The following is an 18966-nucleotide window of genomic DNA, read 5'->3' on the forward strand; positions in this document are numbered from 1 at the left end:
AGGCCTATGCCTTCGTGTTGGCGCGCGACAGGTCGCGGTGGGAGATGCTCACATGATACTGAGCGCCTTCCAGGTAACGGGCCGTGGCCTCGGCAATGGCAACGCTGCGGTGCTGGCCGCCCGTGCAGCCGATGGCGATAGAAAGCTGCGGCTTACCCTCCGCAATATAGCCCGGCATCACCGTATCGAGCAGCTGTGTCCAAGCCTTCCAAAACTCCTGCGTCTTGGGATGGTCCAGAACAAAATCGGAGACCTTTTTATCGAGACCGGTCATCGTGCGCATCTCGGGATCGTAGAACGGATTGGGCAGGAAGCGGACGTCGATCATAATGTCCGCCTCGACGGGCATGCCGTGCTTAAAGCCAAACGAGAACACGTGGACGTCCATGAGCTGCTGGTCGGACAGCTCGGAAAATGCCATACGTAGCTTGTTGCGCAGCGCAGAGGTGCGCAGACGGCTCGTGTCGATAATCATATCGGCTCGGTCGCGCACGCCCTGCAGCTGAAGGCGCTCGCGCTGAATGGCATCGGCCGTAGTCTCCCCCGGCTTGGCAATGGGATGACGGCGGCGATTTTCGCTGTAGCGACGAATCAGCACCTCGTCAGAAGCCTCCAGGAACACGATGTCGCAGCTCATCTCGCGCTCTTCGAGCGCGGCGACCGCATCGAGCAGCTCGTCAAACAGTCCCTGGCTACGCAAATCGCAGGTGACGGCGAGATGCCTGCCCACGCCCGTATTGATGCCGACGAGCTCGGCAAGCTGGGCGATGAGACGCGGAGGCAGGTTATCGATGCAAAAATAGCCCATGTCCTCGAACACGTGCATGGCCTGTGTGCGGCCTGATCCGGACATTCCGGTGATGATGACGATATCGGGGATGCGCTCCGAGCGCTCCGCCGCATCCATGGCATCTCCCTTTTGCATGTGTTGCCTCCCGAAAACAAGCGCGGGACCCAGCAACCCGGATCCCGCGCGGTCAATTGCCTATATTGAGTATACCGCCCCGAGCGGATACGAGGCCTGTCTTACGCCTCAAGCGCAGCCTTGAACCAACTCGTAATACTCGTGGGGTGCGTGATGGCGGTGCCGACGACAACGGCCCAGGCGCCAGCATCGATCGCGGCGCGAGCCTCCTCGGGCGTATGCACGCGACCCTCGCAAATGATGGGAAGGCCGGGGAATTCCTCGGTCGCCTGACGCAGGAGCGGCAGATCGGGGCCATCGGCCATGGTGCAGTCGATGGCGGCGACACCGTGAGAAAGCGTGGTGGATACAAGGTCAAAGCCCATATCAACAGCACGGCGAATGTCCTCGATGGTGGCACAATCCGCCATCAGGAGCACACCCTCCTCGTGCAGCGGGCGGAAGGTATCCTCGACCGACTTGCCGTCGGGACGCGGGCGATCGGTGGCGTCGATCGCCACGATATCGGCACCCGCAGCAACGCAGGCGCGAGCGTGACGCAGCGTCGGCGTGATGTAAACGCCCTCGTGCCCATCCTTCCACAGGCCGATGACGGGAACCTCACAGCGACCCTTAATGGCGGCAATGTCGGCAAGGCCCTGGCAGCGAATGGCGGCGGCGCCGCCGAGCTCGCAAGCACGCGACATTTGAGCCATGGTCTCGGGCGTACGAAGCGGCTCGCCCATATACGCCTGAACGCTCACGACGAGCTTGCCCTTCAGGGATTGAATCAAAGGATCGACGGTCATAAGGCTGTAACCTTTCTCAGAACAGCCTCCCGAGACGTGTCGTCTCAAGAGGCTCCTACAGAAGATACGTTTACTTCAACGAGGCAAGAAGATGCTCAGCGGCACCGATGAGCGGAGCATCGCCCTCCAGAGAACCGATGAGGATCGGCGTGTCCTGAAGCGGATCGAGCGCCTGGCTGGCATAGCCCTCATGCACCGAATCCTTCCACGTCTGTGAACGCCAATCGGGACCTTGGTGAATCACGCCACCCGAAAGCACGATGACCTCAGGGTCCAGGATGTTAGCGAGCGAGCCCAAGCTGGCACCCAGCGCAAAGCCGGCGTCATGGATGACCTCGGTCGCCTTTGCGTCGCCCGCGCGGCACAGGTCGTTCACATCTCGACCGACCGAAGGACGGCTGGGGTCGACGCGGCCAAAACGCTCATCGTACATTCGACCAATGGAAGTGCCCGAAGCAACCGACTCCAGATGGCCGGAACGCCCGCAGGCGCAGGGAATGCCGGCGGCAGCCGAGCACTCGATGTGGCCCATATGGCCGGCAGCACCATGGAAGCCCTGCATCACGCGGCCGTTCTCGACATATGCGCCGCCGATGCCCGTGCCGATGCCCAGGCACAAGACGGAGAACTTGCCCTTGCCGACGCCCCAGTGGGCCTCGCCCAGAGCATGAGCCTGCACGTCGCCCACAACGGCAACGGGGAGACCAAGGTCCTCGCGCAGACGCGGCCCCAACTGAACGCCGGACCAGCCGGGCATGATCTCGTTGGCATACGCGATGGCGCCCGTCTTGGGATCGACGACGCCGGCGGCACCAATGCCGACGCCAAGGACCTCGACATCGGGATTCGCCTCGAGGGCAGCCTTGATGGACGCCTCGATACGCTGGAAGACGGCCTCGCCGCCCTCCTGGGCCTCGGTGGAAACCTCGGCCTCAAAAACGGGATGGGGCACACTACCGTCAGCCGGGTACTCCATGATGGCAGTCGCGATCTTAGTTCCGCCGATATCGACAGAGCAGACGTACTTGTTCTCCATGTCGCTCTCCTTAGGAGATAAAAAACAACTACAGGAAATGAAGGCTGCGTTATCGCCGCAGCTTGGTAAAGGTTTCCCGGGTGCCCGAGGTTGGGGTGAAAGCGGTCGGGCGTTGACCTAATGGGTCACGCTCGACCGCTTGAGCCCCAAGATCGGGTGCCCGGGGAAGCTTTACAGGAGACCGTTGTCCTGGAGGACCTTCTTAATCGCCTCGACGTTCTCGCCGGTCATGGCCTTCACCGGGCGCGGCATGGTCGGGCTGTCGAAGATACCCATGAGGTTCATAGCGGTCTTGAAGGCGCCGACGCCACCGGCATAACCCTGGACGCCCGAGGTGACATCCCAGATGTGCGAAATCTCATTGAGGCGATCCTGCTCGGCCTTGACGGTAGCCCAGTCACCAGCCTGAGCGGCCTTCCACTGACGCACGTAGCCCTCGGGCTCAACGTTGGCGAGACCCGGAACGGAACCGTCGGCGCCACCGAGGTAGGCGCCGTCGACAACAACCTCGTGACCGGTGAGGATGCTCATCGGATGGCCGTTCTTCTCGTTCTCCTGAACGAGGTAGCGGAACGAGATGTCATCACCCGAGGAATCCTTGACGCCGGCCAGAACGCCCTCGGCACCGAGCTTGGCAAGGAGCTTCCAAGGGAGCTTGGTGTGGACACACACGGGAATGTCGTAGGCGAAGATGGGCAGGTCGAGTTCCTCATGCAGGATGCGGAAGTGCTCCTCGACCTCGGTCATGCCCTGCAGGGCATAGAACGGGCAGGTGGCGACAAGCGCATCGGCGCCCAGCTCCTGAGCGACCTTACCGTGTTCGATCATGCGCTCGGTCTCGGTGTCGATGATGCCGACCAGAACGGGAACGCGGTGGTCGACGATACGGACGGCCTCGGCGATGATCTGACGGCGACGCTCGTCGGTGGAGAAGACGACCTCGCCCGAGGAGCCCAGGAAGAACAAGCCATCGACGCCGGCATCGATCATGCGGTTGATGCTGCGCTCAAAGGAGGCAACATCGAGCTGGTGGTCTTCGGTATCGGGAACAACGACGGGAGGGATAACGCCGGTGAATTTCTGAGTTGCCACAAGAATCTCCTTAGTTGTCTGGCGGGCAGCCCTATGCCGCCCACTCTTGTTGGCAGTGTCCAGGCCGTCTAGGCCAAAGAACACGGGTAGAACGTTTGGTTAAAGAAGTCGACGACTTCGTTTTCGAACGCATTGATGCGCTCGTGAGCGTATTTGGCATAGATGATATGCCTCCGGTCACACTCAAGACCGTTGAATACAGCAAACTGGCCCTTGGGGTCGCTCGCGGCATCCATGAGCGATGTGCCCATGAGCACCGATCCGCGCACCCGAGACGACAGCGTCTCAAGGCCACCGGGAATTGGATTGGCAACCGCCGTGCAGGCAAAGCCACACTTATCCAAGGCGGAGACCGCCAAAGCGACACCGCCACCAAGGCCCTCGCCCCATGCAAAGATGCGGTCGGGGTCCATGCCATCAAGATTGCGCGCCACCTTCGCCAGCGCGCAACCCCAACGGAGGCGCTCGACAAAAGCGGGCGAAGAAATCCCCCGCTGCAGGTCGTCCGCACCAGCAACATCGTCATCCAGCGCGAGGACGGCATACCCCATGGCGGCAAATCTCGTCATGTGATGCCAGCCGCGCACAGGCCGATCGATGTCGTGGAACATCAGGCACAACGGCACGCGCTCAGATACTCGGGCACGACCGACAGGCTCGATCAAACGAGCGTGAATCGCATCGTCACCGAGCTCAAAGGAGACCTCCGAGTAACGGGCGCAGGGGTTAACAAAGTCAATCGCCGTAATGGCCAGGCCTTGAATCTCAAGATTCGAAGCGCATGTCTCTAAATCAGAAACATCTGCTTGGACATCACCGCGCCAGTCCCGATATTCTGCGAGCCTTGACGAAACCGTTCCAGGAATTCCCACGAGCCCGGGGACAATCAGCTCGTCAACATTGCTCTCGCACTTAGACATGAGCCTCCCCTCCCTTGCAGAAAAACGGAATGATCAAATCGTCGAAATCCTGAATCTCCTCGTGGCCAAAGCCTTCAAAGAACTCATGACGCTTTTCGCAGGTCAGGTTGTTATAGACCGCAAACTGCGTCGCTGGCGGACAGACGATATCGGCTGTGCCGGTGCCAAACAGCACGGGGCATTTGACCATAGGGGCAAAGTTCTTGGAATCGAAGTACGCCAGCTTGGCATAGGCTTCGTCAATACGAGTCGAGTCCTCGTCAAACCAGCGAGACCAATAGCGCAGGCCCTCGTAGGCAATGTCGTCGGCATCCAAATCCCAGACCAGGCGGAAATCTGACAGAAAGGGATAGAGGATGGCGGCACGATTGATAAGCTCGCTGTTAAGCGCACAGGTCGCAATGCCCAAACCGCCGCCCTGCGACGCGCCGTTCACAAACACACGCGCAAGATCGATGCCCTCGAGCTCGCGAACGATGCGGCACAGGATGCGAATATCTTGGTGCAAGCGGACATAGTAGAGGTTGGCCGGGTCGCCGTCGATACCGGCGACGATATGACCGGCAACCGTTGTGCCCTCAAATCCACCAATGTCCTCGGAGGGACCTCCTTGGCCGGGGCAGTCGAGGGCGATGAGTGCCATGCCCATGCCCGCAAACGACGCCTGCTCAAACCAGCTGCGGCTTGCACCCGGATACCCATGGAACTGAAGTACTAATGGCACGGGCTCGTCCGAGACAGGTTTAAGGTATTTGGCATGCAGGCGCGCGCCACACATGCCGGTATACCAGAGGTCGAAAAGCTGGCAGGTCGCGGCATCGGCGACCGATGCCGTCTCGATCGCATAGTCAAGCCCGACGGCGTCGGCCTCGGCCATGCGATCCTTCCAAAAGAGATCGAAATCTGATGGACGGGGCATGGCGCCTCGGTATTCACCAAATTGATGTTGTAGCTCCTGAGCACTTGGCATGGCTCGTGAACCCAACCTTTCGAAATCGCAACGGAGGTGCGCCCGGCAAGGGAACCGGGCGCACGGGAGGGAAAGCGAGGCTACTCGCCGAGCTTGGGATGCAGCAGCGACGGCGCAGCGCCGAGCAGCATCTTGGTGTAGGGGTCCTGGGGGTGCTGGAAGACCTGCTTGGCCTCGCCCTGCTCGACGATCCTGCCGCCATTCATAACGATGATGTCGTCAGAGATATAGCGGACCGTCTGGATGTCATGGCTGATGAACACCATGGCCAGGCCGAGCTCCTTCTTAAGGTCGGTCAACAGGTTCAGAATCTGTGCGCGGACCGAAACGTCCAGAGCCGAGGTGGGCTCGTCGGCGATGATGGCATCGGGGTTCAGCGACAGGGCACGGGCAATTGCGACGCGCTGACGCTGGCCGCCCGAAAGCTGACCGGGAAGAACCTCGGCGGCGGAGCTGGGCAGACCGGTGAGCTCCAGGAGCTCCTTGACGCGCTTCTCCTGCTCGGCCTCGGTACCCAGGTTGTGGACGCGCATGGGGTCGAGCAGCTGCTCGCGAACGACCATGCGGGGATTGAGCGCCGTGGCCGGGTTCTGGAACACGACCGAGATGACGCGACCCATGTGGCGACGGTCCTCGGCGGTACGTTTGGTAACGTCCTTGCCCTTAAAGTAGACCTTGCCGCTCGTGGGGGCCTGCAGGCCGCACATGACGTTGGCGGTGGTGGACTTACCGCAACCGGACTCGCCGACGATGCCGATCGTCTGACCGGGCATGAGCTTAATCGTTACACCCTGGACGGCGTGAACCAGGTTGGGGTGCAGAATCGAGCCGGTACGGGTCCTAAAGGTGACGTGGACGTCATCAAGGAAGATGATCGGCTCGACGCCGTTGACTGCGGTCTCGCTCATCTACATCACCTCCGCGTGAGGGGTCAAACCATTTGCCTTGAGCACCTCGTCGGGGAGCTCGGAATAGAAGTGCTCGGTGCCGGGCACGCGCTTGAAGACCGGACGGGTGTCCAGGCCAATACGCGGATGGCTCGAGCGGGGCGCGAAGCGATCGCCCTTGGGGAAATCGCGCGGGCTCGGAACGGCGCCGGGCACCTGGTGCAGGCGACCCGAACCGCTCTCGATGGACAGAACGGAACCCAGAAGACCGCGGGTGTACTCGTGGATCGGGTTGGTGAGCAGCTCCTTGGTGGGCGCCTGCTCGATAACCTGGCCAGCGTACATAACCGTGATGTTGTGGGCGACCTCGGCGACCAGTGCCAGGTCGTGCGAAACGAAGATCATGGCAAAGCCGAGCTTGGCCTGAAGATCGTTGAGCAGCTTAATGACCTGCTTCTGGACGGTAACGTCCAGAGCGGTCGTGGGCTCGTCGCAGATGACCAGCTTGGGGTCGCGGGTAAGGGCCATAGCGATCAGGACACGCTGACGCTGGCCGCCGGAAAGCTCGTGCGGATAGCTCTCGAGCGTGCGCTTAGGATCGAGGCCGACGAGCTCCAGAAGCTCCTCGGCGCTGCGGGTGCCGCCGCGCTTGGTGAGCTGCTTCATCTGGGCAGAGATGAGCATGGAGGGGTTGAGCGAAGACAGGGCGTCCTGATAGACCATAGCGATATCGGTACCGCGCAGGCCGAACCACTCCTTCTTGCTCATCTTAAGCAGGTCACGGCCCTCCCAGAGGACCTCGCCGGAAAGATGCTCGTCATCGTCGGTCAGGCCCATGATGGCCAGCGTGGTGATGGACTTACCGCAACCGGACTCGCCCACCAGGCCCATGGTCTGGCCGGGACGGACGTCAAAGTTGACATGGTCGACGACGTTGATATCACCGTGATGCTCAAACTGAATGCAGAAATCGCGGACCGAGAGAATCGGTTCGACAGACTCGTCGGGCACATGGCGATCGTCACGCTTGAGCTCGACATCGCGCAGGGCGCCAAGGCGAGCGGAGAGGGACTGGGCCTGCTCCTTGTAGGCGCGAACGGGGTCGGAGACCAGCAGGTCGGCCTCGCGGCGCTTGGAGGAATCGGTCGGATCCAGGGCGGCGGAGGGAGCAGCGGCCATGGCGTCGGTAATGCCCTCGGAGAGGATGTTGAGCGCCAGGCAGGTGATCATGATGGCCAGGCCCGGGAACAGCGCCTGCCACCAACGGCCAGCGAGCACGCCGCCGCGGGCGTCGGCGAGGATATTGCCCCAGGTAGCGGTGGGCTCCTGGATACCAGCGCCGATGAAGGTCAGCGAAGCCTCGAAGATGATGGCATCTGCGACCAGGGTAACGGTGAAGACCATGATCGGGGCGATGCAGTTACGCAGAACATGCTTGATCAAAATCCACGGAGCCTTGGCGCCGGAAACGATGACCGCGCGGACATAGTCCTCGCCGTACTCGGACACGATGTTGGCGCGCACGATACGGGCAATCTGCGGAGTGTACATAAAGCCGATGGCGAAGATAATCGACGGCACGGAGTTGCCCAGGATGGAGACGAAGACGGCCGCGAGGGCGATGCCCGGGATGGACATGATGATGTCCAGGATACGCATGATCGTCTCGGAGACGGCCTTGCGCGAAACCGCTGCAAGGGCGCCCACGACCGAGCCGCAGACCAGAGCCATGGCAGTGGCGCCAAAGCCGATAATCAGCGAGTAACGACCACCGTAGAGCATACGTGACAGAATGTCGCGACCCTTATCGTCGGTACCGAAGATAAATCCGTTGCCGGGAGCCTGGCGAGCCGTAAAGATCTCGACCGGGCTATAGGGGGCAAGCAAGGGCGCAAGAATCGCAGTCAGGGCGACCAGCACCAGCACGACGGCGGCAATCTTAGAAGACAGCGTCATCTTCTTCCAGCCACCGAGCTTGAGCCCCTTGGAGGCAGCCTTCTCGAGCTGCTCGGTTTGCTTCTCTCGAATCTTTACCATAATCTACACCGTCCTGATGCGCGGGTTGATGAGCAGGTAGAGCATGTCAACCACGATGTTGATGATGATGAAGGCGAGAGCAACGACGATGACGACGCCCTGAACCAGGTTCGCCTCGTTGCCCTGAACGCCCTGCAGAATCGCGGTGCCCATGCCGGGGAGGTTGAAGATAACCTCGATGACGACGGCGCCGCCCATGAGGTAACCGATCTTAAGACCGAGGGTGGTGACCGGGGTGATCAGCGCATTGCGAAGAACGTTGATGCCGACGACGACCTTCTCGGGAACGCCGGCGCCACGAGCCATACGGACATAGTCCTTGTCGAGCTCCTCGACCATGGCGGTACGCACGATACGAGTCATCTGGCCCGTCAGCGGAAATGCCAAGGCGATAGCGGGCATGATCATACGCCCCAGATAGCCAACCGGATTCGTGGTGAAGTGAGGCAGAGCACCCGATGCCGGAAGCACCTTAAGGTAGGAAGAGAACAGCAGGATCAACAGAACGGCAAGCCAGAACGACGGGGTTGCCAAGCCGGCGATGGAAAAGACGCGGATCACTTGGTCCGGCCATTTGTCGCGATACAGTGCCGCGATGACGCCGAGCAAAAACGAAACGACCGCACCGATGGCAAGACCGATGAAGGTCAGCTGCATCGTAACGGGCAGGGCCGTGGAGATGCGCTTGGCAACGGAGTTGCGAGCAGCACCATAGGTGCCCATGTCGCCATGGATCAAATCGCCCATATAGCGCACGTAGCGCACGGGCCAGGGGTCGTCCAGACCATACTTCTCATGGTACTCGGCGACCGCCTCGGGCGAGGCACCGTCACCCAACGCCGTGTAGGCGGGGTCGGTCTTGGAGAACGACATAAGGAAGAACACCAGGACGGTGACGCCCAATGCCATGATCGGCAGCGCCACGAGACGCCTTCCAATCAAACGTAGCAAGTTGTTCACGTTCTCTCCCCTTTCTTTTGTCGGTAGGACCAACTGGTATATGAGTACGGATACTCATTACAAGACCCGAGCGACATCGTTGCCGCCCGGGTCTTTGTTTCAACTATGAGGATACGGTCCCAACGACCGACATCCTGCATACAGACTCAAGCGAGTCTTACGCCTTGACGGTCGCAACGCCCCTGAAGGACATGCTCGTCGTGCCGATGCCCTTGAAGCCATCGAGGGCCTCGCCGTTGGGCGCAGTGGACGGATCGTCCCAGGAAGCGGAGACGGTCTTGACGTGGACAACGGGGTACAGAACGGCGTTGTCGGCAATGATGTCGAAGCACTCGTTCCACTTCTTCTGCTGCTCGTCGCCCTCGGCGGCAAGAGCCTCGTCCATGAGACTGTGGAGCTTCTGCCACTCAGCGGACTCCTTCCACGGGCAACGGGTCTGCATCCAGACGTTGTCGCCGTACCACCAGTTGAGCAGCAGGTCGGGGTCGGCGCCGAAGCAGGAAGGATCGCCAGGGGCAAGGAGGATATCGTAGGCCTCGCCGCCGTCGATGGCAGCGTAGGTGGCCGGCGAGGTATCGGTCTGGATGGTCACATCGAAGCCGAGAGCGTCGAGGTCGTTCTTGACCTGGGCGGCCATGCCCTTAATCTGCTCGTTGTCGGTGGTGCGCAGGGTGATGGCACCCGGGGTGATGCCAGACTCCTCGATGAGCTTCTTAGCCTTCTTGGCGTCGGTCTTGTACACCGTGGAAGCCTCATGATAGTTGGTGAAGCTCTTGGGCAGGTAGCAGCTGGCAGCGGTGGCAAGGCCGGCGAAGGTGTTGCTGACCATCTTCTCGGTGTCGAGCGCATACATGACGGCCTGACGGACCTTGACGTTGTTCCAAGGCTCCTTGGCGACGTTGAACATGATGAAGCGGGTGCCGAAACCCTGAACGTTATCGATCTTGCAGCCGGCGCTCTCGAGCTGGTCGACGGCATCAGCGGTAACGAGCTCCATAACGAGCGTGGAGCCCTCCTGCTGAGCGGTAACGCGAGCGGTGGGGTCGGTCAGGATGCTGTACTGGATCTTCTTATCCTCGGCAGCATACTCACCGTTGTACTCGGGGTTGGGAACCAGGGTAATCTCGGTATCGGAGATAGAGTCGTACATCCAGGGGCCGGAGCCGATCGGCTGCTTGGCGCGATCCTCCTCGGTCTGGGTGGCCGGGGTAACGCGGACGATGGCCAGACGATCCTTGAGCAGGGAGAAGTTGGGGACCTTGGTCTTGACCGTCACGGTGCTGGCGTCCTTGGCCTCGATGGACTCGAAGGGCTGGAAGAACGGAGCATAGGTAGCGGAAGCGGCGCAAGCGGTGTAGGAAGCAACGACATCGTCAGCGGTGACCTCGGTGCCATCGGAGAACTTGGCGCCCTTGCGGATGGTGACCTCGAAAGTGGTGTCGTCCACAGACTTGGGATCGTCGGTGGCGAGCTCGTTGAAGGTGCTGTAGTCGTGGTAATCGATGCCGTAGAGACCCTCAACGACGTGCCAGTTAGCACCCAGGCCCACAGCGGAGCCGGTGCTGGCGGGATCGAAGCTGGACGGAGCGTAAGCGGAACCAGCGGTGATCACGCCGCCGCCACGGTTGGCGGAATCGGTGGAACCGGAAGCGGAACCCTCGTCGCTAGAGCTGCCACCGCAGCCGGTGAGACCAAGCCCTGCGACAGCAGCGACGCTGCCGGTGAGGCCGAGGAACGAACGCCTGGACATACCCTTGTTGATGATGGCCATGTCTTCTCCTATCAATAGAGAATCTTACCCGGGAGCACCTAGACGTGCCCCCGCGCAACTTGCGGACGATATATACCTTACCTACCGACGAGCCCAACTGAGGTGCCGCGCTCGGCGACCGATACATACATACGCTTGAACGGTATTTACTACCGTTCACCGAATTCGTTGACAAACGATTCGCCAGACAGTATGTATCGGCGAGGTGAGATATCAGTCTTCGTCAACCCGCAGGATAGCAGGGTTTTCACTTGGGTCAGTCAAACGTTTTAGCGTTAATAAAACCCGAAACCAGCAGGCAATCATGGCGAAATAAATGGTTGAAAATCACGCAATCATGTATATCAGTAGTTTAGGCTCGTGTTTAGCTATCGGAATGGCCAGCCGCCGCCTCGGCGCGCTCGGCATTCCACGCAACGAGCGCCTCGTGGACCGCCTTGGCAACATCGGCAGGTATGCCGCGAACTTCCGCGATCTCTTGCTCACTCGCCGCGCGCAAACGCTTCATCGAGCCAAAATGGCGCATAAGGGCACGTTTTCTGGTGGGTCCCACGCCTGGAACGTCATCGAGTACCGAAACTGTCATGGCTTTATCACGCAACTCACGATGGAATGTGATTGCAAAACGGTGCGATTCATCGCGCACCTGTTTAATTAGATAGAGCGACGCGGACCCGGTCGGAAGCACGACGGGAGTCTCGTCCCAAGGCACGAAAACCTCCTCATCGGCCTTTGCCAAGCCACAAACCGGTATATCGAGCCCAAGAGCCTCAAGTTGCTTGATCGCAGCGGTCAATTGCGGCTTACCGCCATCGACAACGAGCAAATCGGGACGCGAGCCAAAGCGCTCGTCGGCCATGCGCTCGGGAGCATAGCGTCGTCCCAAAACCTCGGACATCGACACGAAGTCGTTTGCCTCGTCCAATTCGGCCTGAATTTTAAAACGACGGTACTGGCTCTTGTCGGCGCGTCCGTTGGTAAACACCACCATCGAGGCGACGGTAAAGGTTCCGTGCAGCGTCGAGATATCGAAGCACTCGATACGCATCGGCGGCGCCGGCAGCGCCAGCGCGCTTTCGAGCTCCAGGAGCGCTTGATTGGTGCGGTCGTCAGCGTACCCCGTTCGCATCATGTAGCGCATGAGGGCATGGCGCGCATTTTTGGATGCCATATCGAGCAAACGGTGCTTTTCGCCACGCTGCGGCCTATGGAGATGGCAGGAACGCTCGCGCTTGCCTGCAAGCCACTCCCCCAGCGCCTCTGCATCCTCAAGCTCGACAGAGAGGTTTATCTCAGCTGGAATATCAGCCGTCTCGTCGTAATAGCGCTTAAGAAAGCCCGACTGGAGCTCTTCCTCGTCAACATCAAGACCCTTGTCGAGAATGAACTCGCAGGTGCGAACTGTTCGGCCCTCGCGAACGACGAAGACGCAAGCGGCAGAGATGGTCTCCTCGCGATAGAAACCGATGACATCGATATCGACACTGGAGGGAAAAACGACTTGCTGACGGTCGTCCAGACCCCTGATGACCTCCAAACGACGTTTGACGCGTGCCGCGCGCTCAAAGTCGAGCGCCTCGGCGGCATCCGTCATCTCGGAGGTCAGCTCATCGACGACATCCTTGCGATGGCCCGACAAAAAGCGCTCGACGCGCTTGACGTTCTTGGCATAGTCTGCCGGAGAAATCGCGCCGACACACGCACCCGGGCCGCGCCCGACATGGTAGTCAAAGCAGGGGCGCCCGTTTTGCGCGCAAATCATATTGACGATGTCTTCCTCGCCCTTGTGGGACTCGACGATACGACGACAACGACGCCACTCCGCACAGGATGCGGAGCAGATGGGGATAACCTTGCGCAGCGTATCTATCGTCTCACGTGCCGCACGGCTATCGGTATAGGGACCAAAATAACGCGTTCCCGGCTTATGACGCTCGCGCGTATATTTGATAGCGGGATACAGGTCGCCCTTTGTAATGGCGATAAAGGGGTAGCTCTTGTCATCCTTGAGGTCAACGTTAAAGTACGGATGGTACTGACCAATCAAATTGCGCTCGAGCACCAACGCCTCGTGCTCGGTCTCCACCACGATATAGTCAAAGCTCGCCACCAGCTGCATCATCAGCGGGATCTTTTGACGCTCATCCTGCAGTGTCACGTACTGGCGCATACGGGAACGCAGGTTTTTTGCCTTGCCAACGTAGATGACATCGCCCTTGGCATCTTTCCAAAGGTAACATCCGGGCTGCGTGGGAACGCGCGAAACCTGCTCGGCGAGTGTTGGAATGTTGTCGTGACCGGCCACACGCACCTACTTGCGACGAAGCAGCGCCGAGACCTCGGGCATCTTAAGGACGACGGCAAGGCCAAAGGTAACAGCAAGCGAGACGACACCTGCAACGCAAACGTAGCCAAGAGTAATCAGAATCGAGCCGCCAAGTGCCCCGACAAAGTGCTCAAGCGCCCACATGACGCCGGCGCCTGCGGCAGCACCCAGGCCACCGAGCAAAAGGCCAAAGAAACCGCCATGCAGGATAGATTTGACCTGAAGACCACGCAGACGACGACGCAGCCACCACAGCGAACAACCGACCAAGATCACGTAGTCGACGACATACGAAAGCGCGATTGCCGGCATACCGAAGCCCAGCACAACGCCAAACAGCAGAACCGAGCCGGCCTGGCCGATGGCGGAATACAGGCAATAGCGGCTATAGGGCTTCATGTCGAGCAAGGCAGAGAAGCTCTTCTGCATCAACACGACCACGCCGTAGAGCGGCAGCGAGAACGCCAGGTAGACAAGGAACTCGGACACCAGCGCCACGCCGGACTTATCAAACTTGCCAGCACAGTAAATCATGTTGAGCGGACGCGCGAAGACAATCAGGTACAGCGCGAACGGAATCAGGAAGAACAGCATTTGGGCGACGCCACGCGAAATGCCCGTGCGAACGCTGTCGTAATCCTTCTCCTGTGCGTCGTGAGAGAGCTCGGTATAGAGCGCCGTCGAAAGCGAGGCGGCAATCAGCGCATAGGGCAGCGTGTACCACAGGCGCGCATAGGCGATGGCGGAAGGACCAGTCTCGGGCTGGACCACCAGCGCGGCAGCGTTGGTGATAGAAGTCGAGACAAACATGCACACCGTGGCGAGCAGCGTCGGGATACCGAGCGCAATCGTCTGGCGCAGTGCGGGGTCCTTAAAGTCGATATGGATATGGGGATGCACGCCGTGCTTGCCAAGCGCGGGGATCTGACATGCCATCTGAATAAAGACACCGAGGGTCGTACCGGCCGCAATCAAGATGATGCCGGCACGTTCGCCAAACTGTGCGGACACGGGCGCAAAACCCATAAAGCTCGCAATGACGATCACATTGTTGAGGACCGGGGCAAACGTCGACCAGAAGTAGTCGCGGTGTGCGTTGAGAACGCCCGAGAACACCGAGCCCAAACCATAAAACAGAATCTGGATAGCAAAGAAACGGAACATGAACGCAGCGGTATCCATGCTGCCGCCGTCACCCGAAAGGAACGATTGAGTCCAGATAAAGCCCGGGGCGAACACGGTCCCCAGCAACGAAATGCCACCCAGCACCAAAAGCAGAATGCCGAGCAGGTTGCCCACGTACTCGTTCGAGGCCTCGCGACCCTGCTCACGCCTCACGCCCATGTACACGGGCAAAAACGCCGTCACGAGCATGCCGCCCATCACGAGTTCGTAGAGCATATTGGGCAGGTTGTTGGCGACCTGATAGGAGGACGAGAGTAGCGACATGCCGATAGCGGCCGCCATTGCCCACGTTCGGATAAAACCGGTAACGCGAGACACGATGGTCAGTATGGTCATAAGCCCGGCGGAACGACCAACCGTGGAGTAGTCCGACGAGCCCATGTCGTCAGTGTCATCTCGCGACGAAGAAGCTTCGGATGAGGGTGTCTGAGGCGCAGATTCTCTTGCAAAATGAGCTCCGCGCTTCAATTCTTCCTGCGGCATCGCTCAGTCCTCTCTCGTAATCGCGGCAACCGTCGCCCCGCAAAATGCAATTAAATCATCGGGTGCAAGCTCGAGCTGATAACCACGCTTGCCTCCCGAAATAAAAATGGTATCCCAAAGGACACATGTCTCATCAATGAGCGTCCGGTAGCGTTTTTTCATACCGACCGGGCTGCAGCCGCCACGAACGTAGCCAGTCGCCGCAAGCAAATCCTTCACATGCATCATGGCCAAGGACTTCTCCCCCGCGGCACGCGCGGCGGACTTTAGATCGAGCTCGTCGGCAACAGGGATGCAGCACACGACATAGTCGTTGGACGGTGTCACGCAGACCAAAGTCTTAAATCCTTGACCGGGCTCCTCGCCAAGCTGCTCCGAAATCGCGACCCCCAGGCCCACCGACTCATCACCATCGTCTTCGTACGTATGTAGAACATAGGAAATGCCGGCACTTTCCAGCTCGCGCATCGCATTGGTTTTTGGCGTCTTTACAGCCTTTGCCATGACATATCCTTTCCCTCGCATTCGGACGCAAGGATTAAGTATATGTCCAATTCGACTGCATACGTCACATCGGCACAGTAAGCGCCATCGAATCACAAGGAGTCGATGGCGCCCATAAACTGAATCGCCTATTTTTTAAGCATCAAGTTGAGCCTGACGCTCCCGGTCACGCCTGAGCAACGGCGCCAAAAACTTGCCCGTATAACTCTGCGGACAGTCCGCAACCTGCTCCGGTGTGCCCGAAACCACGACGGTTCCGCCGCCGTTACCGCCTTCGGGACCCATATCGATCAGGCGGTCGGCAACCTTGATGACATCAAGGTTGTGCTCAATCACCAGCACCGTGTTGCCCGCATCGACCAAGCGCTGCAGCACATCGAGCAGCTGGCGGACGTCCTCAAAATGAAGGCCGGTCGTCGGCTCGTCCAAAATATAGAACGTCTTGCCCGTCTGGCGTCGATGAAGCTCCTTGGCGAGCTTCACACGCTGCGCCTCGCCGCCCGAGAGCGTCGTGGCGGGCTGGCCCAGGCTCACGTAGCCTAAGCCTACATCGTACAGCGTCTGGAGCTTGCGCTTAATCTGCGGGATATTCCCAAAGAAGGCCAGCGCCTCGGTGACGCTCATGTCGAGCACGTCCGAGATGGTCTTGCCACGGTAGGTGACCTCGAGTGTCTCGCGGTTGTAGCGTTTACCGCCGCAAACTTCGCAGGGAACGTAGATATCGGGAAGGAAGTGCATCTCGATCTTGATCTGCCCGTCGCCCTTGCACGCCTCACAGCGCCCGCCACTCACATTAAAGGAGAAACGACCCGGCGAGTAGCCGCGCGCCTTCGACTCCGGCGTACTCGCAAACAGCGCGCGAAGATCATCCCACAGGCCGATATAGGTAGCAGGGTTGGAACGCGGCGTGCGGCCAATCGGCGACTGGTCGATATCGATAACCTTATCGATACACTCGATGCCCTCGATTTTTTTATACGGACCCACGGGGCGCGTCGAGCGGTGAATGGCATTCGTAAGGGCAGGCGCAATGGTGTCGGTAACCAGGGAGCTCTTGCCCGATCCCGACACGCCGGTAACAACCGTAAGCGTACCAAACTCGATCTTGGCAGTAACGTTTTTGAGGTTGTTGGCTCGAGCGCCCGTAATTTTAAGGCAGCCGCGACCGGGCTTGCGCCGTTCATCAGGCACCCGGATCATTCGTTTGCCGGTCAGATAAGCGCCCGTCATCGACTCAGGACACGCCATGATATCGGCAGGCGTTCCCGCCGCGACTACGTGCCCGCCGTTGACGCCGGCGCCGGGCCCCATGTCGATCACGTAGTCGGCGGCACGGATTGTATCCTCGTCGTGTTCGACGACGATAACGGTATTGCCGATATCGCGCAGGCGCTCGAGCGTCTTGATCAGGCGCTCGTTATCACGCTGATGAAGACCGATCGAGGGCTCGTCCAGAATATAGAGCACGCCCATGAGACCCGCGCCGATCTGCGTTGCCAGTCGAATACGCTGTGCCTCGCCACCGGAAAGCGTCGCCGAGGCACGGTCGAGGGTCAGATAGTCAAGTCCGACATCGACCAGAAAGCGCAGGCGCTCCAGGATTTCCTTAACGATGCGCCCGCCGATAAACTGTTGGCGCTCGGTGAGTTCCAAGCCCTCAAAAAACTCGAGCGATTCACGGCACGACAGGCAACAAACCTCGTAAATGGACTTACCGCCCACGGTGACGGCGAGCATCTCGGAGCGCAAACGAGCGCCGTGGCAGGTCGAGCACGGCTCCTCGCGAATGTACTTCTCCAGGCGCGCCTTGGTGTTCTCGTTCGTCGTCTCGGTATAGCGTTCGTACAGGATGTTGCGAACGCCCGAAAACTTGGTATCCCACTGGCTGCGACGTCCGTCGAGCTTTTGGTAGTCGACCGAGATCTTCGTATCGCCCAGGCCATCCAAGAATGCACGACGCACGCGAGGGGGCAAGTCCTCCCACGGCGTATCAGCGCTCACCTTAAAGTGTTTGCAGACCGCAGCAAAAATCTGCGGATAGTAGTTCGAATTGCCAAACAGGCTACCAAAGACTCCGTCGGCAATGGACTTCGAGGGGTCCTCGATCAGCGCCTCGGCATCAACGGTTTTCTTAAAGCCCAGGCCGTCGCACTCAGGACATGCGCCATAGGGAGCGTTAAACGAAAAATCACGCGGCTGAAGATCGTCAATGGAGTGTCCATGCTCCGGGCACGCCAAGGCCAACGAATACTCCAGCAGCTCGCCCTCGGTCCCCTCGGGAGCATCACGATCGGGCAGCATGTACACGTTTACATTGCCGTGAGCCAGCGCGGTCGCCTGCTCAACAGACTCGGCGATACGGCCCAGAGAATTCTCACGGATCACGATGCGATCGACCACGACCTCGATATCGTGCTTGAATTTCTTATCCAGATCGATCGGATCGTCGAGCGAGCGCACTTCACCGTCGACACGCACGCGGCTAAAGCCCTCGGCGCGAAGGTCCTCAAACAGTTTGGTGTACTCGCCTTTTCGCCCGCGCACCACCGGTGCCAGCACAAACGCGCGGCGGCCCTCCCCCGCCGCCAAGACCTTGTCGGCAACCTGGTCGGTCGTCTGGCGCTCAATGACGCGGCCGCATTCGGGACAGTGCGGGGTGCCCACACGGGCGAACAGCAGGCGCAGATAGTCATAAATCTCGGTTACGGTGCCAACCGTCGAGCGAGGGTTTTTAGACGTCGTCTTTTGGTCGATCGACACCGCCGGCGAAAGGCCGTCGATTGAATCCAAGTCGGGTTTGTCCATCTGGCCCAAGAACTGGCGCGCATAGCTCGAAAGACTCTCGACGTATCGACGTTGGCCCTCGGCATAGATAGTGTCAAATGCCAGCGAACTCTTGCCCGAGCCAGAAAGACCGGTAATGACCACGAGTTGGTCACGCGGAATGGAAACATCGATATCACGGAGGTTGTGCTCACGAGCGCCGCGAATAACGATAGAAGAATCAGACATGGAAGCTCCTTGCCTCCTATTGCATCGAATCATACTGTCAATGAGTTTAGCGCACTCGACGCGCACAGAT

At 59.7% G+C, this 18966-nt stretch carries 14 protein-coding genes; all 14 read right to left on the reverse strand.

Features of this window, described 5'->3' with window-relative positions; genetic code table 11:
* Positions 1-4: 4 nt before the first annotated feature.
* Positions 5-925 carry an RNase adapter RapZ gene (gene rapZ / locus ABCN01_RS07740; RefSeq protein WP_022094878.1) on the reverse strand — a complete coding sequence of 307 codons (921 nt, stop codon included), beginning with the start codon at positions 923-925 and terminating at the stop codon, positions 5-7.
* Between the two features lie 101 nt (positions 926-1026).
* Positions 1027-1713, reverse strand: coding sequence for an N-acetylmannosamine-6-phosphate 2-epimerase (locus ABCN01_RS07745; protein WP_006236154.1), 687 nt, complete (start codon positions 1711-1713; stop codon positions 1027-1029).
* 70 nt (positions 1714-1783) lie between these two features.
* Positions 1784-2749: an ROK family protein gene (locus tag ABCN01_RS07750; protein WP_342996659.1), complete on the reverse strand. Its 966-nt coding sequence runs from the start codon at positions 2747-2749 to the stop codon at positions 1784-1786.
* 171 nt (positions 2750-2920) lie between these two features.
* On the reverse strand, positions 2921-3841 hold the full coding sequence (locus ABCN01_RS07755) for a dihydrodipicolinate synthase family protein (RefSeq protein WP_035138887.1): 921 nt from the start codon (positions 3839-3841) through the stop codon (positions 2921-2923).
* A 68-nt stretch (positions 3842-3909) separates the two neighbouring features.
* On the reverse strand, positions 3910-4761 hold the full coding sequence (locus tag ABCN01_RS07760) for an acetylxylan esterase (protein WP_342996660.1): 852 nt from the start codon (positions 4759-4761) through the stop codon (positions 3910-3912).
* Positions 4754-5731 carry an acetylxylan esterase gene (locus tag ABCN01_RS07765; protein WP_138339845.1) on the reverse strand — a complete coding sequence of 326 codons (978 nt, stop codon included), beginning with the start codon at positions 5729-5731 and terminating at the stop codon, positions 4754-4756. The genes ABCN01_RS07760 and ABCN01_RS07765 overlap by 8 nt, the downstream gene beginning before the upstream one ends.
* A gap of 80 nt (positions 5732-5811) precedes the next feature.
* Positions 5812-6639 (reverse strand): ABC transporter ATP-binding protein, encoded by an 828-nt coding sequence (locus tag ABCN01_RS07770; RefSeq protein WP_117848735.1) that lies wholly within the window; start codon positions 6637-6639, stop codon positions 5812-5814.
* The gene (locus ABCN01_RS07775) at positions 6640-8655 is read right to left on the reverse strand and encodes a dipeptide/oligopeptide/nickel ABC transporter permease/ATP-binding protein (RefSeq protein ID WP_035138893.1); all 2016 of its coding nucleotides are present in this window, start codon (positions 8653-8655) and stop codon (positions 6640-6642) included.
* Positions 8656-8658: 3 nt separating this feature from the next.
* Positions 8659-9615 carry an ABC transporter permease gene (locus ABCN01_RS07780; protein WP_035138896.1) on the reverse strand — a complete coding sequence of 319 codons (957 nt, stop codon included), beginning with the start codon at positions 9613-9615 and terminating at the stop codon, positions 8659-8661.
* A 157-nt stretch (positions 9616-9772) separates the two neighbouring features.
* A complete protein-coding gene (locus ABCN01_RS07785) occupies positions 9773-11386 on the reverse strand; it encodes an ABC transporter substrate-binding protein (RefSeq protein WP_117647497.1) in 1614 nt (537 codons plus the stop codon).
* A gap of 364 nt (positions 11387-11750) precedes the next feature.
* A complete protein-coding gene (gene uvrC / locus ABCN01_RS07790; RefSeq protein WP_342996661.1) occupies positions 11751-13691 on the reverse strand; it encodes an excinuclease ABC subunit UvrC in 1941 nt (646 codons plus the stop codon).
* A gap of 6 nt (positions 13692-13697) precedes the next feature.
* A complete protein-coding gene (gene murJ / locus ABCN01_RS07795) occupies positions 13698-15380 on the reverse strand; it encodes a murein biosynthesis integral membrane protein MurJ (RefSeq protein ID WP_343014246.1) in 1683 nt (560 codons plus the stop codon).
* A 3-nt stretch (positions 15381-15383) separates the two neighbouring features.
* Positions 15384-15884, reverse strand: a complete 501-nt coding sequence (gene ybaK, locus ABCN01_RS07800) for a Cys-tRNA(Pro) deacylase (RefSeq protein WP_006236166.1) — start codon at positions 15882-15884, stop codon at positions 15384-15386.
* Between the two features lie 135 nt (positions 15885-16019).
* Entirely contained in the window at positions 16020-18896 is a 2877-nt protein-coding gene (uvrA, locus tag ABCN01_RS07805) for an excinuclease ABC subunit UvrA (RefSeq protein WP_342996663.1), read from the reverse strand.
* Positions 18897-18966: the final 70 nt, after the last annotated feature.

The sequence above is a fragment of the Collinsella aerofaciens genome (genome assembly GCF_039062365.1).
Classification (GTDB): Bacteria; Actinomycetota; Coriobacteriia; order Coriobacteriales; family Coriobacteriaceae; genus Collinsella.